The sequence below is a fragment of the Rhodovulum marinum genome, assembly GCF_004343075.1.
Lineage (GTDB): Bacteria > Pseudomonadota > Alphaproteobacteria > Rhodobacterales > Rhodobacteraceae > Rhodovulum > Rhodovulum marinum.
This window is the reverse complement of record NZ_SLXP01000022.1, coordinates 1-22,554: the sequence shown is the minus strand read 5'-3', so window position 1 is coordinate 22,554 and position 22,554 is coordinate 1. Positions and strand designations below refer to the sequence as shown.

At 58.9% G+C, this 22,554-nt stretch carries 26 protein-coding genes; 16 read left to right on the top strand and 10 right to left on the bottom strand.

The genetic code is table 11. The features are described from left to right. Window positions 1–425: 425 nt before the first annotated feature. The gene (locus EV662_RS18835) at window positions 426–1,331 is read right to left on the bottom strand and encodes an ArdC family protein (protein ID WP_132466299.1); all 906 of its coding nucleotides are present in this window, start codon (window positions 1,329–1,331) and stop codon (window positions 426–428) included. 395 nt (window positions 1,332–1,726) lie between these two features. Beyond that, window positions 1,727–2,047, bottom strand: a complete 321-nt coding sequence (locus EV662_RS18830; RefSeq protein ID WP_132466297.1) for a hypothetical protein — start codon at window positions 2,045–2,047, stop codon at window positions 1,727–1,729. A gap of 176 nt (window positions 2,048–2,223) precedes the next feature. Between EV662_RS18830 and EV662_RS18825 the strand changes: the two genes are divergently transcribed. Genes EV662_RS18825 through EV662_RS18810 form a run of 4 tightly spaced genes read left to right on the top strand, consistent with a single transcriptional unit; the run spans window position 2,224 to window position 6,456 of the window. After that, window positions 2,224–2,817 (top strand): hypothetical protein, encoded by a 594-nt coding sequence (locus EV662_RS18825; RefSeq protein WP_132466295.1) that lies wholly within the window; start codon window positions 2,224–2,226, stop codon window positions 2,815–2,817. Between the two features lie 54 nt (window positions 2,818–2,871). Next, window positions 2,872–3,897 (top strand): hypothetical protein, encoded by a 1,026-nt coding sequence (locus EV662_RS18820; RefSeq protein WP_132466292.1) that lies wholly within the window; start codon window positions 2,872–2,874, stop codon window positions 3,895–3,897. A 3-nt stretch (window positions 3,898–3,900) separates the two neighbouring features. Further along, window positions 3,901–4,941: a hypothetical protein gene (locus tag EV662_RS18815; protein WP_132466289.1), complete on the top strand. Its 1,041-nt coding sequence runs from the start codon at window positions 3,901–3,903 to the stop codon at window positions 4,939–4,941. 6 nt (window positions 4,942–4,947) lie between these two features. Next, the gene (locus EV662_RS18810) at window positions 4,948–6,456 is read left to right on the top strand and encodes a hypothetical protein (RefSeq protein ID WP_132466286.1); all 1,509 of its coding nucleotides are present in this window, start codon (window positions 4,948–4,950) and stop codon (window positions 6,454–6,456) included. Here EV662_RS18810 and EV662_RS18805 read toward each other — a convergent pair. Continuing rightward, a complete protein-coding gene (locus EV662_RS18805) occupies window positions 6,438–6,905 on the bottom strand; it encodes a hypothetical protein (protein ID WP_132466283.1) in 468 nt (155 codons plus the stop codon). The two genes, EV662_RS18810 and EV662_RS18805, sit on opposite strands and share 19 nt — an antisense overlap. On the opposite strand from EV662_RS18805, the gene EV662_RS18800 reads away from it, so the two are divergent. Further along, window positions 6,904–7,212, top strand: coding sequence for a hypothetical protein (locus EV662_RS18800; RefSeq protein WP_132466280.1), 309 nt, complete (start codon window positions 6,904–6,906; stop codon window positions 7,210–7,212). The genes EV662_RS18805 and EV662_RS18800 overlap by 2 nt on opposite strands. 110 nt (window positions 7,213–7,322) lie before the next feature. After that, window positions 7,323–7,868 carry a hypothetical protein gene (locus EV662_RS18795; protein WP_132466277.1) on the top strand — a complete coding sequence of 182 codons (546 nt, stop codon included), beginning with the start codon at window positions 7,323–7,325 and terminating at the stop codon, window positions 7,866–7,868. Here the strand turns inward: EV662_RS18795 and EV662_RS18790 are convergent. Together EV662_RS18790 and EV662_RS18785 are read right to left on the bottom strand one after the other, a co-directional pair. Next, the gene (locus EV662_RS18790) at window positions 7,842–8,249 is read right to left on the bottom strand and encodes a hypothetical protein (RefSeq protein ID WP_132466274.1); all 408 of its coding nucleotides are present in this window, start codon (window positions 8,247–8,249) and stop codon (window positions 7,842–7,844) included. The genes EV662_RS18795 and EV662_RS18790 overlap by 27 nt on opposite strands. 13 nt (window positions 8,250–8,262) lie before the next feature. Continuing rightward, on the bottom strand, window positions 8,263–8,607 hold the full coding sequence (locus EV662_RS18785) for a hypothetical protein (protein ID WP_132466271.1): 345 nt from the start codon (window positions 8,605–8,607) through the stop codon (window positions 8,263–8,265). A 59-nt stretch (window positions 8,608–8,666) separates the two neighbouring features. Between EV662_RS18785 and EV662_RS18780 the strand changes: the two genes are divergently transcribed. After that, window positions 8,667–10,253 carry a type IV secretory system conjugative DNA transfer family protein gene (locus tag EV662_RS18780; RefSeq protein WP_132466267.1) on the top strand — a complete coding sequence of 529 codons (1,587 nt, stop codon included), beginning with the start codon at window positions 8,667–8,669 and terminating at the stop codon, window positions 10,251–10,253. Window positions 10,254–10,256: 3 nt separating this feature from the next. Here EV662_RS18780 and EV662_RS18775 read toward each other — a convergent pair whose 3' ends face one another. Together EV662_RS18775 and EV662_RS18770 are read right to left on the bottom strand one after the other, a co-directional pair. Next, a complete protein-coding gene (locus EV662_RS18775; RefSeq protein ID WP_132466264.1) occupies window positions 10,257–11,453 on the bottom strand; it encodes a relaxase/mobilization nuclease domain-containing protein in 1,197 nt (398 codons plus the stop codon). After that, window positions 11,450–11,794 carry a plasmid mobilization protein gene (locus EV662_RS18770; RefSeq protein WP_132466261.1) on the bottom strand — a complete coding sequence of 115 codons (345 nt, stop codon included), beginning with the start codon at window positions 11,792–11,794 and terminating at the stop codon, window positions 11,450–11,452. Before EV662_RS18770 ends, EV662_RS18775 begins: the two co-directional genes overlap by 4 nt. Window positions 11,795–11,996: 202 nt before the next feature. Here EV662_RS18770 and EV662_RS18765 point away from each other — a divergent pair, with 202 nt between their 5' ends. The 7 genes from EV662_RS18765 to EV662_RS18735 all read left to right on the top strand — a co-directional run bounded on the left by EV662_RS18765 (window position 11,997) and on the right by EV662_RS18735 (window position 18,823). After that, window positions 11,997–12,884 (top strand): hypothetical protein, encoded by an 888-nt coding sequence (locus EV662_RS18765; RefSeq protein WP_132466258.1) that lies wholly within the window; start codon window positions 11,997–11,999, stop codon window positions 12,882–12,884. Between the two features lie 771 nt (window positions 12,885–13,655). Next, window positions 13,656–14,693: a replication initiator protein A gene (locus EV662_RS18760; protein WP_132466255.1), complete on the top strand. Its 1,038-nt coding sequence runs from the start codon at window positions 13,656–13,658 to the stop codon at window positions 14,691–14,693. A 169-nt stretch (window positions 14,694–14,862) separates the two neighbouring features. Next, entirely contained in the window at window positions 14,863–15,504 is a 642-nt protein-coding gene (locus EV662_RS18755) for a ParA family protein (RefSeq protein WP_132466252.1), read from the top strand. Then, entirely contained in the window at window positions 15,504–15,761 is a 258-nt protein-coding gene (locus EV662_RS18750) for a hypothetical protein (RefSeq protein WP_132466249.1), read from the top strand. Before EV662_RS18755 ends, EV662_RS18750 begins: the two co-directional genes overlap by 1 nt. A 154-nt stretch (window positions 15,762–15,915) precedes the next feature. Further along, on the top strand, window positions 15,916–16,827 hold the full coding sequence (locus EV662_RS18745) for an ABC-three component system protein (RefSeq protein ID WP_132466247.1): 912 nt from the start codon (window positions 15,916–15,918) through the stop codon (window positions 16,825–16,827). After that, complete coding sequence (locus EV662_RS18740; RefSeq protein WP_132466244.1) at window positions 16,824–17,069, top strand: ABC-three component system middle component 6; 246 nt, start codon at window positions 16,824–16,826, stop codon at window positions 17,067–17,069. The genes EV662_RS18745 and EV662_RS18740 overlap by 4 nt, the downstream gene beginning before the upstream one ends. Continuing rightward, on the top strand, window positions 17,066–18,823 hold the full coding sequence (locus EV662_RS18735) for an ABC-three component system protein (protein WP_132466241.1): 1,758 nt from the start codon (window positions 17,066–17,068) through the stop codon (window positions 18,821–18,823). The genes EV662_RS18740 and EV662_RS18735 overlap by 4 nt, the downstream gene beginning before the upstream one ends. Before the next feature lie 19 nt (window positions 18,824–18,842). On the opposite strand, the gene EV662_RS18730 is transcribed toward EV662_RS18735, so the two are convergent. Next, a complete protein-coding gene (locus tag EV662_RS18730) occupies window positions 18,843–19,745 on the bottom strand; it encodes a nucleotidyl transferase AbiEii/AbiGii toxin family protein (RefSeq protein ID WP_132466238.1) in 903 nt (300 codons plus the stop codon). After that, the gene (locus EV662_RS18725) at window positions 19,735–20,652 is read right to left on the bottom strand and encodes a hypothetical protein (protein ID WP_132466235.1); all 918 of its coding nucleotides are present in this window, start codon (window positions 20,650–20,652) and stop codon (window positions 19,735–19,737) included. Before EV662_RS18725 ends, EV662_RS18730 begins: the two co-directional genes overlap by 11 nt. 349 nt (window positions 20,653–21,001) lie before the next feature. On the opposite strand from EV662_RS18725, the gene EV662_RS18720 reads away from it, so the two are divergent. Then, entirely contained in the window at window positions 21,002–21,607 is a 606-nt protein-coding gene (locus tag EV662_RS18720; protein ID WP_132466232.1) for a tyrosine-type recombinase/integrase, read from the top strand. A 5-nt stretch (window positions 21,608–21,612) separates the two neighbouring features. Continuing rightward, entirely contained in the window at window positions 21,613–21,828 is a 216-nt protein-coding gene (locus EV662_RS18715; RefSeq protein ID WP_243695913.1) for a WGR domain-containing protein, read from the top strand. Between the two features lie 66 nt (window positions 21,829–21,894). Here the strand turns inward: EV662_RS18715 and EV662_RS18710 are convergent, their stop codons facing one another. Beyond that, window positions 21,895–22,380 (bottom strand): GNAT family N-acetyltransferase, encoded by a 486-nt coding sequence (locus tag EV662_RS18710; protein ID WP_132466226.1) that lies wholly within the window; start codon window positions 22,378–22,380, stop codon window positions 21,895–21,897. Window positions 22,381–22,554 lie beyond the last annotated feature (174 nt).

Here is a 22,554-nt window from a genome sequence, read left to right as displayed (position 1 = left end):
CCAAGCCGGGGGGCGGTGAGCAACGCGGGTTTAGGACAAGGGTTTTGTCCCTCCTAACCCCCTGATCTCCGGGACAAAGCGCGATCAGAGCCAAAAACGACCGTTTTTGTCCCCGCATGGACGGAGTCCCCCACGTGCACCAAGCTTCCGACGACACGGCAGCCCAAGAGGCTGCCGCATTTCCACGTCAGAAAGTTCTTACTTTCGGTCGAGCCACTTGGCGATGAAGTGCCAAACGGCACTCGCCAAGAGGCTGCCGAGAAAGCCAGTTATAAAGGCTTCGGCCATTTTCCAAGGTTGGAGAAGATACGTTCGTGAGATAACAGTCTTATCCAACCATTCGAAAGTGCACCTCTCGGTGACGGGCTGCGCGGTGCAGTCTTCGGTCCGCAACTCGATATGGTCCGCCAAGGCGGAGCCGCCGCTTACGCGGCGACCCCTTCCTTGCTCTGTTCAGTGTTGGTTTGCAGGCCGTGCAGATAGTCTGCGGCGCGCTGCGCGTGGGCGGCGGCGGAGAAGATCGCCCGCTTGTCCTCTTTCAGGACCTTCAGCCAGTGCTGGATATAGGCGGCGTGGTCCTCGCCCGGTTCCGGGATCAGCGCCAGGTCGGCGCAGAGAAACGCCGCGCCCAGCTCGGCGACCAGCTCCTCGCGGGCGTAGCCTTCATCGCCCCAGCGCTTCCACCCGAAATCCCGGTCCAGCCGGTCCTTGTGCTTCGTCCAGTGGGTCAGCTCGTGGGCCAGGGTGGCGTAGTAGGCCTCGGGGCTGCGAAAGCTCTCGAAGACCGGCATCTGCACATGATCGGTCCCGCTGGTGTAGTGCGCGCTGTTCCCGCCATGGCGAATATCGGCCCTCGTGTTGGCGAAGAATTCTTCCGCATGCGCGATCCGCTGCGCAGGGTCGATGACGGGCTCGGGCTTGGCGTAGTAGTGTTCGGGCAGCCCTTCGATCTGCTCAACATTGAAGACGGTATAGCCCTTCATGAAGGGGATTTGCCGCTCTTCCTCCTCGCCGTTCTCCTGCTCCTCGGTCTTTGTGATGGTGCTGGCATAGACGACCAGATTGCCGCGCTCGCCCTTGCGCACATGTGCGCCGAGTTCCTTGGCCTGTTTGAAGGTCATCCAGTGCGGGGAGAGATACCCGGCCTCGACCGCCGCGCCCCAGAGCATCAGGACGTTGATCCCGTTATAGGGCACCCCGTTATGGCGCAGGGGCCGCACGATCCGCCCTTCCATGTTTCCGGCGGACCATGGCTTGAGCCATGTGAGTTTGCCCTTCTCCAGATCGGCAATAATCTTGTCGGTCACTTTCTGATAAATATCGTGTTTCATTGGCTTTTTCCTTTCTTTGATAGCCGGTTGCGCCTGCAACCGGACTAGGCCCGCGCCAATGAGCGGGGGGACGGCTGTCCAGACCGGACGCCGTGGAGGGGGATCACCCGGCCTGCACGACGACGAGGAACGAGGAGGAGGAAGGTTGGGGAGACCACGGCGGCCGCCCGAGGCCACGGGCCGAGGGCCTGGTCTTGACGGCACGGGGGCCGCAGGCCCCAAAACAAGGGAATTCAGGCGTCAGCCCCTCAGGGCTGGCCGTGTTCTGAAATGCGCAAGGGATGGAAGCCGGATGGCCGAGACCTGTCGTCGCCGAAGGCGATGGCGAGGGCTCGGTTCACGACAGCCCGGCCCCGCAAGGGGCTGCGCCGATGGGTGGTCGGCCTAAACGCTGCTTAGCGGGACGTATTCTGGAAACAGAGTCCTGTGGTGAATTTCTCAGACGGCACCACGGCGCCTGGAAGATGCGCCTCGTTTGAACGGCCCATGACGTGCGCTGTCGCAGCCTGGGGCTCTCCAGTTTCAAGGACGCTGCGCGCAACAGCGGCATCGACGAAGGCAAGCGCTGCGGTCCTTCCTTGTCCGATACCCTCCGAACAGGGAGCAATCAGCGCCGTGTCGCTTACAGTGTCGGTAAATCGATCCAGCGCTGTCGCTGGGTCAGTGCCCAGGCTTTCATCGCCCATGAAAGTTGTGATTTCGCCAGTATCAGTCATATCAATGTCCTCAGATTATTAAATGTCTGACAACTATATATTATTTTGGGAACACTCTGCAAATTTTGCCCCTCATTCGCGGCTCGCTTGGCAGTTGTACCCTTGCGAAACACTCTGTGGCGGGCATCATCGATCTCAGCGATTCATCTTGCCTCAGATCAAGCGGACGCATGATAATGCATATTTTTTACTCATCTTTAGGTGCCGTATTCCTTTTCCTAGCAACGTACCAGAGCGCGCAAGCGTGCGATGAGTACTTCGACATGGACCCAAAGGCGGCGGCAAACATGATTTCCGCCGTTAAGACGGCAACATCAGAGGACGCCGAAACGATCTTGGCGTATCACCGCGTCCTTTGCTCATTCGACCCGACAACCCGGTTGATGGCGCGAAGCGCGGGGCGTGAATCGAAGGTTCCTGCGATCCAGCATGCCGCGATTTTGGCAAGCATTATGGAGAAGGAGTCTTTGGTCTTCTCCACATATGACCCTGGCGACCTGTCCCCAGCCCAAGTGGAGTACGTCAGGAACAATCCGCTTATCTCTTACGGTATCAGAGGTAAGGACATGACCAGAGGGTGCATCTCGTTCAACGCCCCGAGTTGTGAAACCGAGATTGCAAGCATTTCCGGGCTTGATCTCGACCTTACGACATCGCGGTCAGTCGCAAAGCTCCGTCTGCAAGAAGACGGCGTCATGCGGGGGATGTGGTCGGAACTGAAAAGGGGAAAACCCGTAATCAGTGTTCCCGTCGAGCTTCGCCTCGACTAGCCCTGACAGGCTTCTTGGGAGGCTGCCTTGCGCGGGATACAGGGAGGATATGCGATGCGGAAAATCATTGCCAGGATTTGCGCAGGATTGGGACTTTTCCTGAGCGGCACTTTTGCAAGCGCGGAGACCGTGGAAGGGACGTGGACCGGCACTTATCAGTGTGGACAAGGTATCACGGGCGTTGAGCTCACCATCACGAGCGAGGGCATGGCGCTCGGCCGCATTGGGGGGACGTTTCGCTTCTACCCGGAGGCCTCGAACCCCGATGCCCCGGAAGGCAAGTTCGCGTTCGTTGGCCGGATATCCCAGGATGAACGCAGCTTCACGGCCGATCTCTCGCACTGGATACAACGCCCTCCTGGTATCATAGCCCGTTCGTTTGAAGCTCAGCTTTCCGGCGATGGCAAAAGGTTGGTCGGACGGATCAACCACCCAACCTGTAGCACTCTGAGCGTCACGAAAACCGCAGAGCCCAGAGCAAACAGTCCGCTCGCGTTCCTGACCCCCGATACCGGGGAGAAAAGCGTTGCTGAAGCTTGCCTGAATTTGGATATGTCAGACGCGGCAGCAGTATACGACTGTATATCTTTGGCAGGGTTTACAAATGCAAGTCCTTTTGATCGCTGCGAAAGCGTTACTGGCAAGGTTCTTTCTGCGATACGAGAAGCGTATAAGGCTCAGGGTGTTATTTCCGGCACCCCATACCATTTTGGTGGCGGGCAGTACAACAGACCTGCCGATGCCGTTTTGCCAAGCTGCGAGGTCGTGGCAAAGGTAGTCTACGATTTAGCGGGGCAAGAGCCCTATTGGACACCTTGTCTAAGCTACGATCCCGCAAACAAGGCAGAACATTTCAAAGACTGTGTGATGGCGTATCTGACGGGTCGAGAGAACCGTGACGAGAACGGTGCCGTTCAGTTCTTTCAATCGGCAGGGTGTGACCAGCTTAAGCGTATCTATTTTCAGCTGGCAATGCCGGACGCGTATGAAGGAAAACTCTGGCCGAATGGTCAAATCCTGAGACTGCCCGAGAATATCGAGGACATCGACTGCCTGGAGATTGCCGGGATCGAGTTCTGAGCTGTGCGCTACGTGATCGTCATTTTATTTTGGGTTTGGCCCTTACTCGGCGTTGCTCTCCCAGCCCACGCCGCCCCATACCTCAACCTGGAGTTCGAGCACAACTCCTGCACCACGCTCTACGATAACCTGCGTGAACAAGGGGCTATCACGGATGGGAGCATCGATTGCGGTGACGTCGCTGCCGCTCTGACAGGGACAACAGGCAAATACCCGTTCTGGCTGGGGTGCCTCGGCTACGGAGACATGCCCGCGACCGCACATTTGGCACGGTGCGTCATGCTCTCCGCCGAGGTCCAGACGGATGCCCCTCCCCTGAACAAGCTAGAAGCGTGCGAGCAGATCATTGGGTTCTATGAAACGAACTTGCGCGCGTCCCAGATCGGAGACCAACTGCCGCCGGGATACACGCGTCCAACCTGCGCGCAGGCCGAAGAAGCCCGCCTCGTCTGGACGGGCAACCGGCCAGCTTGGCTGAGATGCAGGGGATACGATCGCGCAAACGAAGAGGCACACGCCGCTACCTGCCTACTGGGCGAGAGCCGCCTGGATCGCCTCGATAGCTGCAAAAAGGTTCGGAGCCTCTATGAAGAACGGCTCATCGCCGCCTACGGCCAGAAACCAGAAGGATACCGGCCGATACGCTGCAGTAACGTCGAAGAGATCGTCAACCAGGCGACAGCAACCCTGGAAAAGCTCCGATCGGAACAGAGAAGCGCCCAGCTTCGCGCGGCATCACAGCGCGTGCGTCTCCGCCGCCCAACACCCCAGATCAATATGGAGCAATTGATTAAGGGCTTCCTCCTGCTCAAACTCCAGGCCGAGACCGCCCTCGCTGGCGTCACGCTTCCAGACGGCGCCGAAATCGCCGCCGCGGCAAGCGGAATTAACGCGCGGGTCCGGGACGGCTTGCCAGTGCTCAAAGACAGGGAGGAGCTTTCATCTGCGAGCCAGAACTTCTTCAGGCGGGACCTGGAAGTTTCAGCGGTAGATGTTGAGACAGGTCAGCAGCCGCAGCACCAGCTTCTAATGCCGGGACGATGAGCACCGATGCGCGTAATTTTGGCCGTCGCTCTGCTCGTTTACGTGGCGACTGCTCTGATCGTCAACTCCATGATTGTGAACGCGGCCACCTACGATGTCGCCCTCATCAGCCAGGTCATCGTCGCGCAACTACAGACCTTCTCGGAATTCGTCACGGCCCTCGGCCTGTCCCTGTTCGCCTTGAGATATTATGTCTCGCGCCTGCCGGACCCGGACGTTGTCTCAAAGCGAAGGCTCCTGGCCTGTGTCGGCATCGCCGCGCTCGCCTTCATGGTCCTTCTGCCCGCCCAGCAACGGGCGATGAAAGGACTGATCTGGCTCGCACCTGAGGGGATGAGGCGTGACGCTCTGGTTCTGTCCGTAACCAACTATGGCGTCCTCACGGGAGATGTGGGGATACCCCAACTCGCAATCTCACGGGAAGACATCCGGACACCACCCGTTCAGACCCTCTTTCCCCTCCTCAATCCTGTGCTGCTCTTCAGTGACGGGTACGAAGCCGCCCGAGAGGACGTCGAGCCGATTGGCCGGATCATCCTGAATAACGACCTTGCCCGGAACCACGAGATCGTCGGCGCGGGTTTCAACGGGGCAATGGAGGCAAGCTGTCTTGCCCTGCAAAAGCTCTATACCGATTACTCCCGGGCCTCCGACGAGACAGCCCGGGACTTCAACCGCAGCAGCGACAAACAGGCGGTTCGCCAGCAGTGGTTCGGGAAGGTCGATCGGCTGTTCGAAGAGGGCGCGGATATCGTCCCGCAGCTCGGAGAAGACGCGTTCATCTCGCACCCTGTCGTGCAAGCCAAAATCCGCAACACTGTTGAAACCAACCTTCGGGCGGTCCCGGTCCCGGATGTCCTGAAAGTGCTCGGCAGTACTGACGAACTGGCCGAGTACACCCGGTCCCACATGGCAGCGCGCGTGACAAACCCGTGCGCCACAACCTGGAACAGCTTCATCGCGGCCGGGCACAAGGACATGCTCGTGGAGGACCTTGTCGGCTACTATTCTCGTCTTGTCCGCGAAGATTACCAACGCCTTGGTCGCTCCGGCGACCTGAGCCGGTTCGGCGAAGGCGTCATGTTGTTCGCCTTTGCCCCGGCCATCGGGGTGGCGATGACCTGGTTCGTTGCAAGCCTCCAGTTTCTCGTGGCCTTCTCTCTTCTCACCAGGCGCTTCCTGGTCCTTCCGCGCCCGGCACATCTGGCCATGGTCGCCGTGGTGTCCGGTGCCATTCTCATCATGCCGATCGCGCTGCGTTCCGCTGCGGAACAGACCCGCCCCGGACTGGAAGAGCGTTTCGAGATCATGCGCGACTTGTGGGGGCCATGGGGCACGCCCCTCGCCGCCACCCTGCGCTCCCTGATCCGCGCAGAGGAACGCGTCTATCCCGTCGGCAAAGCGGTTCGCTGCGCCACGCCGCTTCGGGCCTTTGACATGTTCGGCGAAGACTGCCGAGGGGGCCCGGAACCGGTTGAGGCCCGCGCCGGATCGACCTACCGCTCATTCTCCTGATCTCCCCGGTCTTCAATACCGGGGCCCGCTGATCGCTGGAGACGCTCAAGCCTGATTTCGTCTTCGGTTCTTTCTTCGAGCCTGACCCAGCGGTCATCTTTCTCACCATTGGTGAGTTCCAGTGTATGCATGCCCTCTTCCGTGTTGATGAAGTCTTCTGTCAGTCTTGTAAGCCGCTTTCGTTCAAGTTTGTCGGGCACCTGTGCCGCACGGATGTGCTCACCTGCTTCAGAGAGCCTACTGGCGATAAATGAATTACAGCTCCGCCGTGCCTTATCGTCCGCGATTTTATCCAACTCCTTCGCAGCCAAGAACTCGAGCTCCATCCTGTGCTGGATTTCCGGATCACTGATCGAGAATATTTTGTTCTTTACCCGCTCACGCTGCTCAATTTGCGCTTGCGTATCAAACTCTGATATAATGTCTTTTTCAGGAATGATAGAAACCATGGATATTGAAAAACCCGTAACGCCAGGGCGCTTTCTCTTGCAGCTAAAAACATTCTGCGAGAAGGCGCTTGAAGAGGCCGAGACAAGGCATGACCTCAACCCCCAGGCTCTTGGGGTTATCCTCCTTCAGCTAAGCCTCGATATGACACGTTCGGGAGGCGTCGAGTGCTATCACAACCATCTCCACTACATGAAAAACACCGCCGCGGAGAAGTTCGAAGAACTTCAGCGGGATTTCGGCCACGACCTTGACCTGGATGACCCTACAACGGGCAAGGTCCCGAAGCTACACGATACCATCCAGTGACCGGAACAACAGTCCCGGTGCGTCCGGGGACGGCCAAGGGATGAAAACCGGTCCGCAGGAGGCCCCGCAGTTGCTAGAAGGGGAACAGGTAACGTGGTGGGCGGCAATCGATGGCGGAATTCGATCCCAACAGCAGCGAGGTGAACCCGCGCGGAGAGGACGGCCCGGCGACCGAGCGCGCGGAGAGCACAGCGGAGCCGGACAGCTCGCATGCGTCCTGGAGAAAGCGGTTCCTCACGCTCTTCGACCTCAAGATCACACGTTTCCTTGGCCTTTGGGCGATCATAACCGTCCTGCTGATCGAGTTTGCGCAGCTTCTCGGCAGACCGATCGATTTCCGGGCGAACCCTTCCGGCGTACTCGCTGTCACGTTCGTTGCCGCGATTGTGGTCCGCTACCTCTCCGGCAGGAAGATCACCTCGACCGGCATACTCGCACTGGCAGATGTCATGGCCCGGCTCCTTCACCCGGTCCGGCGTTTGCTTGGCACGGCCTGGACCTTCCTGCTTCTAGGCTTCGTCCTCGTCTTCGTCACTCAGTGCTCGCAGAACCCAGGCATGCCCGTCGAGAACATCTTCATCCTTGCGATAGACAGGTACTGGACCTGGCTACAGGCGGCCTTCCAGAAGCTATTCTGGTACTTCGGGTGGAGTTGAAGATCGGCTCTCAATCCACTTGACCCGTCCATCATTTGCAGCGGCGGTGCGGTCTTCGGCAAGACTGCTGTTCAGGTAAACATTGCAGCCATGGTGGACCTTGCGCCGCTTCGTGATGCTCTCGGCTTCCCACCTCACCCAGTCATCGATCAGGAGGATGAAGTACTCCGATATGCGGCTCCAGTCCTCGTACCGGGAGTTTGCGAAGTGGTGGATGATGTACCCGGCCGTCACGCTGCGACGATCAGAGAGCCAATCGAGCAGGCGCCAGTAGTATTTCGGCATCGTCACGCGGACGCCTCTGTGACGGCCCGGAACCGGGTAGTAGTTCTTTATCTCGACATCATCGTCTTCATGTCTGGGTAAAAAGTCGTCAATCATTCAAATCCTTAGGCTAACTAGATCGGTCAAAATCGCCTTTCAGATTATCACTCTGCCGCTCTTCTTGTCGAATTTCGCTGCGTTCGATCGTGTACTTCAGTGCCCGCTCAGCTTCTTCAAGCTGCCGCTGCGCCTCCTGTGCCTCGATCTCCAGCCTCGTGAAGGCCTTGTCTTCGGACCCAATCGGCGGGTCCAACGTCAGTTCCGGCGGATCGGCAGCCCTCGTTTCCTGGGTGTCCCCCTGCTCCTCTTCCGCCTGCCGGTCAGCGATCTTCTTCTCTTCCTTCTCGATCTGGTCCAGGGCTGAGGGCGGGTACAAGTCCTTCATGTCGAAATCGCTCTTATCCTTGCCGGCCATGCGAAATCCCCTCAGGATATGCTGAAAACATATGGAAAATAGCATCTGCACGGCCTGACATGAAGTTTCCGCGGGGCAATCCAGACCAGGTGAACACGGAAGCCCCGCTTGCAACCGGCGGCTGGGGCCGGATCAAGGGGGAGTTCCGCCCGGGCGATATATGGATTGGCAGAACCGAAGAGGGTACGCCGGTTGGCTATCACGATGACCGGCACATGGTTACAATTGCGGGCAGCCGGGCGGGCAAGGGCCGGTCCTGCATCATCCCGAACCTCTGTCTCTGGCCGCAAAGCTGCGTCGTCATCGATCCCAAGGGCGAGAACGCCTATCACACCGCAGCACCCCGTGCGCGAAAAGCCGGGCACACGGTCGCAGTGCTTGATCCGTTCAACGAGTCGGGCGTGCCAGAGGAGTTGAAGACTACGTTCAATCCGCTCGACCTCATCGATGACGGCAGGCCCGATGGCAATCCCGATGCGATCGATGACGCTGCCTTGATCGCCGACGCTCTGGTCGTGGCGTCGGATGAGAGGGACGCACATTGGGACGAGTCCGCCCGGGCCTTCATCGAAGCTCTGATCCTGTATGTGTGCGCCCGGGAAAGACCGGAGAGCGGACAAAGAGACCTGATCCGGGTCCGTGATCTCCTGATGCGGGGTGCTGTTGATATCGCCCGGCGGACAAAGGACCTGGCCGAACAGAGAGAAAAACCTCTTTCCGATTCACAGATCGATCCGTTCGCGATTCTCCTGAACGAGATGGAACATAGCACCGCCTTTGACGGCGTTATCGCCGGTGCCGCCGCGGCACTCCGGCAGATTGGCGAGCGGGAACGGGGCAGCATCCTCAGTACGGCGCGGCGGAACACGAAGTTCCTGGATAGCCCGGCAATGCGGGCAACACTGCGCCGCTCCGCCTTCGATCCCGCAACCCTCAAGACCTCCCCCGGGGGAGTGTCGCTCTACCTGTGCCTTCCAGCCAGACGGCTCGCCTCTCATGCGCGCTGGCTGCGCCTGGTCATCAACCTGACGCTCTCACGCATGGAAGCGCTGGGAAAGCGCGATGACGGGAAACCGGTGCTCTTCGTCCTCGATGAGTTTGCCGTTCTTGGCCACATGGCCAGCCTGGAGAAGGCGGCTGGCCTTATGGCGGGCTATGGCGTGAAGCTCTGGACGATCCTGCAAGACCTGACCCAGCTCCAGAGGCACTATGAGGCGAGCTGGGAAACTTTCCTTGGCAATGCCGGGCTTCTCCAGTTCTTCGGCAATACCGATCTGACAACGCTCAAGCATATCTCCGAGCGACTTGGAGAGGTCGAAATCATCCGCATCCTGGAGAACACCTCCAGCACCCGGCAGAGCGGCCAGTCGGACATGCCGGAGCTTCAGCAGCTCTCAGCGCGCAAGCAACACGGTCTCCTGGGCGCTTTCGCGAAATCGGAAACCCCCTCAGAGTCCGTTTCTTACAGTTCCACCCAAACCGAGAGCATACAGCGTAGTCCGCTCCTAACCCCCGAAGAGGTGGCGCGCTTCTTTCCCCGACAGGGCAACTGGCAGGCGGTCTTTCTTGCCGGGTTCCGGCCGATCGCACTCAAACGCACCAACTACGACGAAGACGCGGCTTTCGACGGCCTTTTTGTTCCCTAGTCTCTACCTTTCATGCTCCGGTCCGGGAGACATACGGCCGCTTCGGGCATGGATCATTCTCAAAGAGCGCTCCGCGCTCTCATTGTCCTGTTCCACAGCCACGGAGAAGCCGCGCGGCCTGTCCGTTTTGTAGGACTTCCAGCCCTCGCGCTCACGCCGGGCGCGCGCGTTGTCGATGCGCATTTCCAGCTCCTGCGCCCGGCGGCGCTCATCGGCCAGGAAATCCGCCCGCTGCGCCTCCAGCTTCAGCGTCAGCGCCTTCAGGGCTTCCTGGTGCCGGTGCCGGGCCGCGGCAATGGTCTTCTGTAGGGCGTCCCTCTGGGCGGCATCCCGCGCCTTCCGGCCCGTAAGCTTGTGCCAGAACCCCTTAATCCCGCCGACCGCCAGCGCCGCTTCGACCTTCTCCAGACGTGCTTGGGTGCGGCTGGTGTCATAGGTCCGGGCAAGCCGGGTCTCGATCAGCTCCTGTTGCGCGGCCTGGGACCGCTCCAAGCGCTGCTTGCGCGTCTGCTTCTCCTGGTCGAGCCCGGCCTTCTTCCGCTCCGCCCATTCCTGGAAGCGCCGCTTCTCGCGAAGGTGCGTTGCCTCCGCCTTGCGCTTCTCCCGCCAGTCCGAAAACTGCTCGGCATTCCGTCTCCGGCTTTCGAGATCGATCACCCGGTCGCCCTGGTCGCGCCGCCGGTTGTTCTCGATCCGCCGGTGACAATGGATGCCGTGCTCCTTCTCGTATGCCTCTGCCCACCTGGACAGGGCCAGGCGGGATTTCGAGAGCGGGGCCGCCTTCCCGTTCTCGGGGTTCACCCGGTTCACGATGATATGGACATGCGCCTTGTCCGTGTCGTCGTGGCCGATGAACACCGCTTCATGATCGGCAAGGCCAAGCGCCTTAACGGCGCTCCGGGCCGTCTCGATCATGTGCTTATGATCCGGCTGCTCGCCCGGGGCCCATGACAGCATGAAGGTATGAACGGGCTTCTCCAGCTTGCGCCCGGTCGCCTTCACGCCAGCCGCCGCCTTTAGCTCCGCCTGGTGCTTTGCCGTCCACGCCATGACCTTCATCGCCGTCTCGGCATTATCGGTCAGAAGGTTCTCGGTGTGGGTAAAGGCAACCCGCTCGTCCGTATCTGCATTGCGATCATGCAGGTAGTAGAGCCCGGCACCTGCGAAGGAGCTGCCGCCGCCCGTATCGCGCGCAATCATGGCCCCGGATCGCTATCGACCGCCTGGTCGATCAGCGCCTCGATCCGGGTGCAGAGATGCCGGAGATAATCCGGGTCGTGATGGCCGCGCCGGTGCTGTTCACGGGCGAGCTGGTTGAGATTGACCCCGATCCGGCGGAGCTGGTCGAGGGTCGCGAAATCCGGCTCCCGCTTCGTGACCACCTGCACCTTGCCCTTGAGCGCCATCATGCGGGCATAGGCTCCGACAGAAAGCCCCGCCGCCTTCGCCCGCGCCCCAAGTGCTTCAGCATCCGGGGCGCTCAGGCGGAAGGCAACGCGAAGATCGCGTTTCTCCTGCGGGGCTTTTTTCGGTCGGGCCATGGCGGTCTCCACGGGCAAATCAAGCAGGTGCACAGCGGGTCAGGCGGCGGCGCATGGGGGTTCAAAGGGGGGTGGCACCGCCCCCTTGCCAGAGTTTTTGTCACACAAAAACACATCTGGCTACTCTGCACCTCTAAAGTCTGCCATAAAGACCGAACGGCCTCTATGATTCGATGACGTGACCCACTTTTGCTGTGGATAAATGCTGCCATCGGAGCGGGCTCAGACCTCTACCGAAAGGCATGATGTGGCAAACCGGGTCTACTCTCCTGAAGATTGGGAAACCGATGTCACCCCGCGGGACATCTTCGATCTGCCAATCCCCGACCAGGTCGAGTTCATCACGCTGTGGTTCCGGGCGCTGTTCGAAGACCCGCAGAACGAGATGCCCTACGCGGACAAGGAAGACCCCGGTGACTCTGCCTATCGCTATCCGTGGGGCGGCCCCTTCGATGCCAGGGACGAGATCGGCGACCACTTCGGCGGGCTGGCCTCCGAGGAAGCCATCGAGGCGGCGATCGAGGAGGTCGAAAGGGACGGAATTATCGAATGGGCGCCAGGCCCAAACCATCCTGAGCGTCGCGCTCTTGAAGCTGAAGCGATGGAAGACGACGCTTGGGATACGCCGCCCCCTACCCTGCAAGAAATCCAGCAGCGGCTTGATGCTGGCGTTGTCCCTTCCTTCGGGGACCCCTTCGAGCGCCAGCAGCGTGACGCCCTTCGTCGCGAGCTGGCGGAGCTGCGCACCCTCCTCACGCACCCCACGCCACAGCATGGCGGGATGGGGCACAACAGGCCGCCGGAGAGTCTTACCCTCGATGTCGAGGTAAAGGTTGAGGTCATTCAAGCTATCGACCGCATGGACTCAGAGCTGGCCAGGGAAGAGCCCGATCTTGGTGTCATTGCGCGGGCGGTCGGAACGCTGAAGAAAATCGTCGTGGCCGGAGCAGCACTGACCGCGGGCGGGTTCATGGCCGCTGCCGGTACCGATCTCTACGCCAAGGTTGCGGATGGTACTGTCTGGGCGAGGATCAACAGCGTTGCCGATTCCACGCTGGAATGGCTGAACACCGTGACCCTCCCCTTCTAGCTGTCCCCTGCCCTATGTGCGACCCGGGCTGTTGTCCCGCGCTTGTGCTTCCATGACCCGTAAGCGGAAAATGCGCCGCCTTCGGCGACACCCTATTGAAAGCGGCCCTATGGGCCGCGTGGGGGCTCTGCCCCCCTGCCCTATCGGGCATTCCCCCCGGGATATTTGTGGAACAAAGATAGGCTGTGGTATGATCCTCTCACGGTACAGGCGGGGACGCCGATGACCGTGAACGGAGATAGACTCCAAGCGCCCTTCTCTACCACGGAGAGGGGCGTTTTTCATAAGTCGCCGCCTTCTGACACAGGCTCCGTTTCATTGCCGAGAAAAGACGATGTACTCGCTCGCACGGAGCATCGAGGTCATGCCTAACTGGTCAGTCTTGGGTGTTTAATATGTGTTTATAAGAGTGTTTAGGGATTCTGCTGGTCGAAAATAACATTCTATAACAACAGGTTAACCCCTTTTTTCCTGGAGGGAGCGTGTGTGAATCCCGACTCAACCGTGTGTGAATCCCGAAAGAGTGTGTGTGTTTCCCGAAATCGTGGAAAAGTTATCCACAGGAAATCTTGATCGGAAAAACAGCGTGTTAGGGTATGGAATGGGGCTTCATGCCTGTGTTTGAGGTCGCCTCTGTGGCTGAAAGGGGCTCTGAAGGGCACTCAGCCGTGTGTGATTCCCGAAAAACTGCTTGCTAAGTGTGTGTGATTCCCGAAAGATTGGGGAAGCGTGTGTGTTTCCCGATACCTTACCCACGCACGCCTGGACGCGATGACTCAAGAGCACCTGAAACCGATCAAGCACCCGCAGGGCGACCTCTTCGTCTGTGACATCACCGATGTCATCCTGAAGGATGATCTCGCGTCGATGGAACACCCCTTCTATTCCCTGTCGAAGAAGCCGGACCGGGAACCGAGACGCTACGAGTACGGGGACAAGTGGATCGAGTTCCGCCCCAGCATCAAGGGCTTGCCAACGATCTACGACAAGGACCTCATCATCTACGCGATCTCGCAACTGATCGCAGGGATGAAGGAAGGGCGTCCGCTGTCCAAGCGCGTGCAGATTGACCCCTACGCGTTCCTGGTCTTCACGCAGCGCGGCGTTGGCGGTCGGGATTACGATGCCTTGTGTGACTCGCTCGACCGGATCGACGGCACCCGCTTCCGGACCAATATCCTCTTCGAGGGCACCCGCACCGACGAATGGATGGGAATCATTGACGGGGCCAAGCTGGAGACGGACGAACGGACCGGGAAGATCAGATCGCTTGAACTGAAGCTCTCCGACATGGTGGTGGAGACGGTCGAGCGCATGCAGGTGTTGACCCTGCACCGCGACTATTTCCGCCTGTCCCGCCCTATCGAGCGCCGTATCTATGAAATTGCCCGCAAGGCGGTCGGACATGATCGGAGCTGGTCGTTCCTGATGCCGACGCTGCACCAGAAAAGCGGATCGAAAGGCTCGCTCCGGGAGTTTCGGCGGCAGATGAAGCCCATCATCGAGAGCGACTTCCTACCGGACTACCGGATCGAATACGACGAGGAGAGCGACAAGGTGACGTTTATCAACCGTCAGTTTGACGCGAGCGAAGAGAAAGCCCCCTCCCCTGCCCTTCCGGCCGCCTCATTGCGATTGAGGCCCGATACGTTTGAGGCGGCCAGGCGTCATGCGCCTGGATGGGACATCTACCTGCTTGAAAACGAATGGCGTTCCTGGCTGCGCAGTAGCGAGATCGAGCCCAAGCACCCCGACCGGCACTTCCTCAAGTTCTGCCAGAGCTGGTTCGAGAAGCGCGGGCGGCCTTAGGTGTCTAGCATCCTACATGCATACGAACCTAGAAATCTAAGATAGTAGCAACGAAGGCATCTAGTATCCTAGGATATAACTTAGCTAGGATTTCAGAATGCTGCACTGATAGATTGATAAAAAGATAGGATGCTGATATCCTAGGAAAAAACAAACCTATGGGGCAGTCATGATTATATCCCTGATTTCGCAGAAGGGCGGCGTGGGCAAGAGTGCGCTGGCGCGTCTTCTCGCTGTGGAGATCACCAAGGCCGGGTGGTCGGCGAAGATCGCCGACCTCGATCCGGCGCAAGGCACATCGACAAAATGGAAAGCCCGGCGCGACGTGGCCGGATTCCAGCCGGACGTGGCGGTCGAGAAGTTCCGGACTGTTGAACGGGCGCTCAACGAGGCGGCCCGCTATGACCTGATGATCCTGGACGGCCCGGCTCATGCGGAGCAAGGCGGGCGCGTCATGGCCAAGGCAAGCGACCTGGTAATCCTGCCGACCGGCTACAGCCTGGACGACATGGAGCCGCAGGTCGAAGCGGCCTACGAGCTGGAAGACACGGGGGTTGATCCGGAGCGGCTGCTCTTTGTCTTCTGCCGCGCCAAGGGGTCCGATGCGGAAGACAGGGCGGCGCGCTCATATCTGCGCAAGGCCCGAATGACCGTGCTCGGGCCGATCCTCCCGGAGCTGGCGTCGATCCGTCAGGGGCACGCGGAGGGCAGGGCGGCTTCCGAAGTGCCGTTTCCGAAGGTTCAGGAGAAGGTGATCGACGTGGCGCAGGAGATCGTCAACCAGCTCATGAAGCGTAGGGAGGCGGCATAATGGCAAAAGGTCTTCAGATGGCAGAACCGCCGCGTCGTCGGACCGAGGCGGTTCCCGAAGCTCCGACAACGCCGGAGAAGGGCAGGGGGGTCAAGTTTACCCAGGTTGCCGAAGGCGAGAAGGTGCAGTTCAACAAGCGTGTAACGCGCGGCGTGGCGGACGGCTACGAGATGTTGGCGATCCGGACGCGGAAGAAGGTGCCGGAGCTGCTGGCCGAAGCCCTGGAGTTGCTCGAAGAACGCTATGGAAAGGTCTAGGGGCGTAGTAACCTATAATCCTAGGATTTCCGTACAAGGCGTTATCACACAACCTGCTGCGGAGCGCTTTAGCCGGCGGACAAAAAAAGTCGGCTGCATGTTTAACAACTCTCTGATATCATAAATAAAAAAGCCCCGAGCGAACATCACAATCATGGACCCCATCACCGACGCCTTCTACGCCAAGGACTTCAGGATCGCTTTCCTGATGAAGAAGGGAGCCGCCTTCCAGGATTGGTTTGCGGAGCTTGCCGGACACGCATTCGGAAGCGATTTCGAAGCCGTGCGTACCTACGGCAATCAGGGTGACTGGAAGTGCGACGGACGCCGCCTGAGCACCGGGACGATTTTTCAGTGCTACGGCCCCGAGGCAGCGAGTGATCAGAACACGATCGCGAAGATTGATGCAGACTTGACTGGCGCTGTCGAGAGATGGCCGGACTTTATTAAGGGTTGGGTGTTCGTTCATAACGATCCGCGCGGCGTGCCGCCGGCTGTCGCTGCCCATCTCGATGCTAAGCGGGCGGAGTACCCGGACTTGGAGATCGAGATCTGGTTGGAACCGGAACTCTTGGGGCTGTTTGGAATGATGGCGCCGGACGCTAAGCGTCAGATGTTCGGTATTGCGCCGACTCAGGGAACGGTCCACTTGATCAGCCTGTACGACCTGGAGCCGGTGATCTCTGCTCTTGAGAGCAGGGACCCGGACCCTAGCGACGATGTGCCGCCTCCGCCGTCCGCTCAGAAGCTCGAAAAGAACTCCCTTTCTGACGAAGCGAGCGCGCTTTTGCGGTTTGGCCGACTGAAAGTGAGGCTGGTCGAAACCTATTTTGCCAAGAACGTGCGTGTAGAACTTGGCGAGAAGATAGCAGAAGCGTTCCGCGACCGTTACGCGGAGCTACAGGCGCTAGAATTGTCGGGCGACCAGATTCTCTCTTATCTTCAGCAGTTTGCTGGCGTCTCAGGCGAGCCGAAGCGACAAGCAGCCGCTATGGCCGTCCTAGCTTACTTCTTTGATCGCTGTGATATTTTTGAAGACCCCGACGAGGAGGCGGTAGGCACATGATCCTGCCGACTAAACACGTCAGAACTGAACGGGCGATCATCGGTATCGGCGGTGAGTTGCTGGACCTTCTGCGCGAGCCTATGACGGTATCACGCCTTTGGAACGAAGTCCGTGAGCGGCGGACCGTTGCCGCGCCGGCCGCACCAATCGACTACGACTGGTTCGTACTTGCACTTGATTTTCTGTTCCTGATCGGCGCGGTTGAAAGCAAGCGTGGCCTGGTTGTGAGGGCGGAGCCATGATGCGAAGGATCAGCAGCGACCTTGCGTCATTCAAGAACCTCACGTTCCGGCCGGGGCTCAACATCCTCTTGGCGGACAAGAGCGAAGGTGCAACAGACCGTCAGTCCAGGAACGGGGCAGGGAAGACGAGCTTCGTGGAGCTGGTACATTTTCTATGTGGTTCGAAGGCTCCAAAAGATAGCATTTTTCGAACTCCGGCGCTGATCGATTCTGAGTTCGAGATCGTCATGGACGTTGGCGACGACGAGTATTCCGTCACCCGTACTGGCAAGAAGCCAAGTATTGTCATTCTCAATGGGCCGGCGGAGAGCCTACCGATCCAGCCGAAGTATATCGAGCGGGATGGGCACTATGAAATCTCAAACGAGAACTGGAAGTCAATCCTTGGAGCCTGTTGGTTCGATCTAGACGCACCGCCAAATCCAGATGAAAAAAACACTCCGACATTCCGGTCACTCTTTTCCTACTTCGCTCGCCGGCAGGGAAGCGGCGCTTTTCAAACGCCCGTGCAACACTCTGGCCAACAACAATTATGGGACCAGCAAGTCGCGATTTCGTACCTTCTTGGGCTTGATTGGCGTATCGCCAGCGATCTTCAGGGTCTGAGAGGCAAGGAAAAGATTGTCAAAGAGCTTGGGCGGGCTGCGCGATCCGGTGACTTGGGAACCTTTGTCGGCCGCGCGGCCGATATTAGAACCCGCCTGGCCGTAGCTGAACGCAAGATCGAGCGTCTGTCGTCTCAATTGCAGACGTTTCAGGTCATTCCTGAGTATCGCGACCTCCAGGGAGAGGCGAATGACATCACGGCTCAGATCAACAGCCTTGGCGAAGAGAACTTTATCGACCGGGGGCTGATCGGGGACCTGGAAGCGTCACTTGTTGAGGAGAGGGAGCCGGACCTGTCTGACCTTGGGAGGCTCTACGAAGAGGCCGGCGTCGTACTGCCGGATATGATTCGCCGCAGGTTTGATGAGGTGGAGGTTTTTCATCGAACGATAATCGAAAACCGCCGATCACACCTCACGAATGAGATCGCTTCGGCGTCTCGACGTATTCAACAAAGGGAGCGAACACAGTCCGACCTCGATGTGCGCCGGCGACAGATTATGGAGATTTTGCAATCCGGCGGTGCCTTGGAGCAATACACGGCAATGAGAGAAGAGCTTGGCCGCGCAGAGGCGGAAGTCGAAAATCTCCGGCAAAGGCTGACCGCGGCGGAAACGCTCGAAAGCTCGAAGGCAGAGCTCGAAATCGAGCGGGCACGGATCGCACAGGCTCTTAGAGATGATGTTCACGAGCGCGAGGATATCGTGAACGAGGCGATTGTGACCTTCGAAGAGCTTTCGGAAGCCCTGTACGAAACCGCAGGCAGCCTGACCATCGACGCGACTGCGAACGGGCCGAGTTTTGAGGTCAAGATCGAGGGCCAGCGCAGCAAGGGCATCACGAACATGCAGATTTTCTGCTTTGACTTGATGCTCCTCGAATTGAGCAGTCGGCGTGGCAGATCACCCGGCTTCTTGATCCACGACAGCCACCTTTTCGATGGTGTCGATGAACGGCAAGTTGCGAAGGCTCTTCAACTTGGCGCGGATCGAGCCGCTGAGCATGGCTACCAGTATATCGTTACGATGAACTCAGATGTCCTGCCGGAAGATGGCTATCGGCCAGACTTTGACGTCAGGGAGTATATTCTGGATACTAAGGTGACCGATGCCACGGACACGGGAGGTCTCTTCGGACTGCGCTTCTAACTCTAATTCTAGAGCTCGATCACTGCTCTGTCCCCCAGGGAAGAGATCGATAGAATTCGTCGACGCGCGCGAAACAGTCCTCAAAATTGGGAACCTCGCCAATCTCTAGGCCGAGCGTGTCCCATTCCTCTTTGGCCCTGCGGATTACTTCCGGCTCTGACAGCGACTCTGCTGTAGGTTCCAGTCCCCGGGCTCGGGACTTTTCGAGGAGTAGAGCGTGTACACGAGCCCGTTCATCCTCATCGAATGGGAAGTGGGAGAGTAAGACATCGATATCGTAGATATCTTGTCGCCGGTATCGGTTGCGGACTTCCTGCTGGAGAAGCGCCCGCAGTTTTTCGGCGATGAGATCGCAAAGCGAATAGGCACGGATCGTCGCCTCGCTATCCTTGAATCGGACCACCTGGATCGCTCCGACCGGTTCACGAAAACTGATATCGGCATATAGGACCTCAGTTGCCCGGCCTTGGCTTAACCGTTCTTCCTGTGGTGAGCCGCGCCGGGCGTATCCAATACGGATTTCGAGAGCGGGAAAGCTGGCGTCCGCGAAGCTATTGGCTCTCGGACGGTGTCTGACGGACTGCACCCGGCATATCAGGTCGGGGTAACCCAGTTCCGCCGCTGCACGGGGTAGGGTGGCCGATAGCGCCTCCTTGATCTGATCTGCCAAGTGGGGGTGGGGCTCAAGGGTTGACGTGAAGTCGATATCGGCCGTCTGTCTGACGCTCTGATAGACAACGCCCATAAGAATGCCGCCCTTCAGGAAAATTTTTTCGCAGTAGGGCTCGGACATACTGAGAGCGGAGAGAAAGACCTCCGTAGCCTGGCGCTCCAGGTATGCAGCAGGGTCGGCTCGCGCCCGCTCTACCCATTCGCCAATATCAACTGTAACCGCCTCTTCTGTTTCAACCTCAGCCGACATTTATCGAAATCATCCACTCTTCTGAATAACGGTCTACAAACGGTTCGCCAGGATCGAGTACCCGGCTACCGCCCCGCTGCGCAAAGGCCTTCCAGGCCAGGACCCTTGGGTCGGTAATATCCAGACGCTCTTCCAGAATGTACCCGGCTCTCACCTTGTGGATGGGTTTGGGTGCGTCTTCGATGCGACTGATGATCTCTTCAAGATAGGTCGCGGCATGTTTCTCCCATGTGGTGATGACGTGGAGCATTCCGCCGCAGCGCTCCGGAGCCTCCAGCATATCCAAGAAGGTCTGCCCGATAGTGCCAATACGCGCAAAGGAGCCGCGGACCTGTCGCCATTGCCCAAAGTAACGTGTGCTGAGCGTCTCGATAATACGGCCGCGCACTCTGTGCGGATGGTGCGTCGCGAGAAGGGGTTCGATGTGCGTTTCCTCATCCTGAATAGCCGTGCCGTAGTCCTCTTGCATGCGCTCGGCCAATATGCGCTTCGTCTCTGACGATGTGGGTTGTGTGAGGAATAGAGCTTCGGGGCGGCGCTCGGTCAGTCCGTATCTTTGCATCGCTGAGAAATGCGAGATGTAGCAGGTCTGATCTGCGATGCAGACGATCTCATCCGCCGGAGCGTCGGCATGGGTCATGATGCGCCACATGCGACCATAGTTAGCATCCTTCCGGATCACACCTTCGTCGCGCAGCAAGGACTTGGTTCGCTGAAAAAGGTCATGAGAGGGATGCTCGCCCCTAAGATACTTAACCTTGCCCTCAGCATAGATGATCCAGAGCTGGTGAAAGAGCTCGTAGTTTGAAATCAGTGGCTTAGAGTATTCGTGCAAACGGCGCGCTAAGGCCTCGCCCAAGCGCGTCATGCGTTTTCTTTCTTGAAATGGTACTTGTCTGCTGGACATTACTACGCCGTCTTATAAAGAACGTCCTAAGGACGTTCTTTATAAGACGGCAACGTCATTCTACACAACGTTTGGAAGTCGTCAAGGACCTTGACAAGCGAAAGGTTTCGCGTTATGCTCTGTAGAGCGTCCTTAGGACGCTCTACAGAGCATAACGAAAACTATTCTCACATCAAACTATGCACGCCGCACATTCTTCACCCTAACGCGGGAAAACGGAGCGCTTAACACTATTAGAAATAGTGTTAAGCGGTGCGCCCGCCAGGTCTTCCGGAAAGCCTGTGGACAGGGAGGGCAGGGGCGTGATTTCCGCTTCGCGGTTTAACAGTCTTCGGGTAGACTGTTAAATATGAGCGAAATGCGCCTCTACGACACCGCCGGAAACCGGCTCTACCTGAACGCCGAAGAGCGCGCGGCCTTCCTGGCTGTGGCGCGCCGTCAGCCCGCCCGCGACCGCACGCTCTGCGAGACGCTGCACTATACTGGCTGTCGGCCGTCCGAGCTCCTGGAGATCACCCCGGCCAGGGTGGACCTGTCGGGCGGCACGATCACCATTCGCAGCCTGAAGAAGCGCAAGGATGCCTCTGGCAGCTCGAAGATCGTCTACAGGAGCGTTCCCGTACCGCCGGACTACCTGGACACGCTCAACACCGCGCACGGCATCCGTGAGGCCCAGAAATCGCGTAAACAGGCCAATGCGCCGATCTGGCCGCTCAGCCGCGTGCGGGTCTGGCAGATCGTCAAGCGGATCATGATCGAGGCCGGGATACCGGATGCGCCGCATCGCAGCCCGAAGGGCTTGCGCCATGGGTTCGGGATCAACGCCACGGTGAACGGCATTCCGCTTCACATGCTTCAGAAATGGATGGGGCATGCCCAGCTCAGCACCACGGCGATCTACGCCGATGCCGTGGGCAAGGAAGAACAAGACATCGCTGCCAGGATGTGGGGGTAGGGACCATGCATCTGACCAGGACAGAACCAGACGCCAACCTGTACCGCTTCTATCGCATGGAGATCGTGCGCGGTCTCTTCGGCGACTGGGGTCTCGTGCGCAACTGGGGGCGGATCGGAAGCTCCGGCCAGGTACGGACCGATTGGTTCGACACGGAAGCCGAGGCGAGGGACGCCCGCTTCGCCCTGCACATGAAGAAGGCAAAGCGCGGCTACGAGTAAGCTATGCCCCAAACGGCGGGGCCCTGCGTGCAGAATCAAGACTTCTGTGCGCTATGGCCGGAGTAGTCAGACTGGGCGCAGGAAGAGGGCAATTTCCTCACCAGGATGCTCCGCCGAGAAGTAAGGTCTTCCGGAGACCTTGAAATTGGCTCGACTGAGCGTCCGGTGCATAGCAGTGTTTAGGGTGCGGGAAGTCGCATACACGCCCGCCGCACCGTGCTCAAACAGCGCCTGGACAAGCAATGCAGAGACGCTGCGCCCTCGCGCAGCGGGAACGACGTACACCCATCCCAACTCGTATGGATAATCCTCAGCGCGGGCGCTTCCCGCCTTTTTAAACACACCGGCCCTGTAATCCTGGTAGGGGTTCTTGAGCGCGGCTACGCCGACTAAGCCTTCTGGTTCGTGTGCAAAAGCAAGAAAGGCTGCACGCTCAACTCGGGCGGAAAGCCCGGCTGGCTGAACTTCACCCCCCGCACGCACCAGCTCACAGAACGCGTCGAGCGTCTCAGACGAGCACTGCTTGGGGCTTAACACTCGAATATCGACCATATGACCACCCTAGTTCTGCGCGCTCACGAATAGTGCGGACTATCGCGCGAGCGTATGTCAAGGCCATGCTAGGCCTGGTCCAAGCCGGGGGGCGGTGAGCAACGCGGGTTTAGGACAAGGGTTTTGTCCCTCCTAACCCCCTGATCTCCGGGACAAAGCGCGATCAGAGCCAAA

What these genes read in the sequence shown, in the direction of transcription:
- EV662_RS18805 (WP_132466283.1), bottom strand. Translation starts at nt 6,905, where the DNA reads ATGGTTTCTATCATTCCTGAAAAAGACATTATATCAGAGTTTGATACG.
- EV662_RS18735 (WP_132466241.1), top strand. Translation starts at nt 17,066, where the DNA reads ATGATGCGAAGGATCAGCAGCGACCTTGCGTCATTCAAGAACCTCACG.
- EV662_RS18720 (WP_132466232.1), top strand. Translation starts at nt 21,002, where the DNA reads ATGAGCGAAATGCGCCTCTACGACACCGCCGGAAACCGGCTCTACCTG.
- EV662_RS18830 (WP_132466297.1), bottom strand. Translation starts at nt 2,047, where the DNA reads ATGACTGATACTGGCGAAATCACAACTTTCATGGGCGATGAAAGCCTG.
- EV662_RS18800 (WP_132466280.1), top strand. Translation starts at nt 6,904, where the DNA reads ATGGATATTGAAAAACCCGTAACGCCAGGGCGCTTTCTCTTGCAGCTA.
- EV662_RS18750 (WP_132466249.1), top strand. Translation starts at nt 15,504, where the DNA reads ATGGCAAAAGGTCTTCAGATGGCAGAACCGCCGCGTCGTCGGACCGAG.
- EV662_RS18780 (WP_132466267.1), top strand. Translation starts at nt 8,667, where the DNA reads ATGAAGTTTCCGCGGGGCAATCCAGACCAGGTGAACACGGAAGCCCCG.
- EV662_RS18835 (WP_132466299.1), bottom strand. Translation starts at nt 1,331, where the DNA reads ATGAAACACGATATTTATCAGAAAGTGACCGACAAGATTATTGCCGAT.
- EV662_RS18775 (WP_132466264.1), bottom strand. Translation starts at nt 11,453, where the DNA reads ATGATTGCGCGCGATACGGGCGGCGGCAGCTCCTTCGCAGGTGCCGGG.
- EV662_RS18745 (WP_132466247.1), top strand. Translation starts at nt 15,916, where the DNA reads ATGGACCCCATCACCGACGCCTTCTACGCCAAGGACTTCAGGATCGCT.
- EV662_RS18755 (WP_132466252.1), top strand. Translation starts at nt 14,863, where the DNA reads ATGATTATATCCCTGATTTCGCAGAAGGGCGGCGTGGGCAAGAGTGCG.
- EV662_RS18820 (WP_132466292.1), top strand. Translation starts at nt 2,872, where the DNA reads ATGCGGAAAATCATTGCCAGGATTTGCGCAGGATTGGGACTTTTCCTG.
- EV662_RS18825 (WP_132466295.1), top strand. Translation starts at nt 2,224, where the DNA reads ATGCATATTTTTTACTCATCTTTAGGTGCCGTATTCCTTTTCCTAGCA.
- EV662_RS18770 (WP_132466261.1), bottom strand. Translation starts at nt 11,794, where the DNA reads ATGGCCCGACCGAAAAAAGCCCCGCAGGAGAAACGCGATCTTCGCGTT.
- EV662_RS18730 (WP_132466238.1), bottom strand. Translation starts at nt 19,745, where the DNA reads ATGTCGGCTGAGGTTGAAACAGAAGAGGCGGTTACAGTTGATATTGGC.
- EV662_RS18765 (WP_132466258.1), top strand. Translation starts at nt 11,997, where the DNA reads ATGCTGCCATCGGAGCGGGCTCAGACCTCTACCGAAAGGCATGATGTG.
- EV662_RS18790 (WP_132466274.1), bottom strand. Translation starts at nt 8,249, where the DNA reads ATGATTGACGACTTTTTACCCAGACATGAAGACGATGATGTCGAGATA.
- EV662_RS18710 (WP_132466226.1), bottom strand. Translation starts at nt 22,380, where the DNA reads ATGGTCGATATTCGAGTGTTAAGCCCCAAGCAGTGCTCGTCTGAGACG.
- EV662_RS18715 (WP_243695913.1), top strand. Translation starts at nt 21,613, where the DNA reads ATGCATCTGACCAGGACAGAACCAGACGCCAACCTGTACCGCTTCTAT.
- EV662_RS18785 (WP_132466271.1), bottom strand. Translation starts at nt 8,607, where the DNA reads ATGGCCGGCAAGGATAAGAGCGATTTCGACATGAAGGACTTGTACCCG.
- EV662_RS18810 (WP_132466286.1), top strand. Translation starts at nt 4,948, where the DNA reads ATGCGCGTAATTTTGGCCGTCGCTCTGCTCGTTTACGTGGCGACTGCT.
- EV662_RS18740 (WP_132466244.1), top strand. Translation starts at nt 16,824, where the DNA reads ATGATCCTGCCGACTAAACACGTCAGAACTGAACGGGCGATCATCGGT.
- EV662_RS18760 (WP_132466255.1), top strand. Translation starts at nt 13,656, where the DNA reads ATGACTCAAGAGCACCTGAAACCGATCAAGCACCCGCAGGGCGACCTC.
- EV662_RS18725 (WP_132466235.1), bottom strand. Translation starts at nt 20,652, where the DNA reads ATGTCCAGCAGACAAGTACCATTTCAAGAAAGAAAACGCATGACGCGC.
- EV662_RS18795 (WP_132466277.1), top strand. Translation starts at nt 7,323, where the DNA reads ATGGCGGAATTCGATCCCAACAGCAGCGAGGTGAACCCGCGCGGAGAG.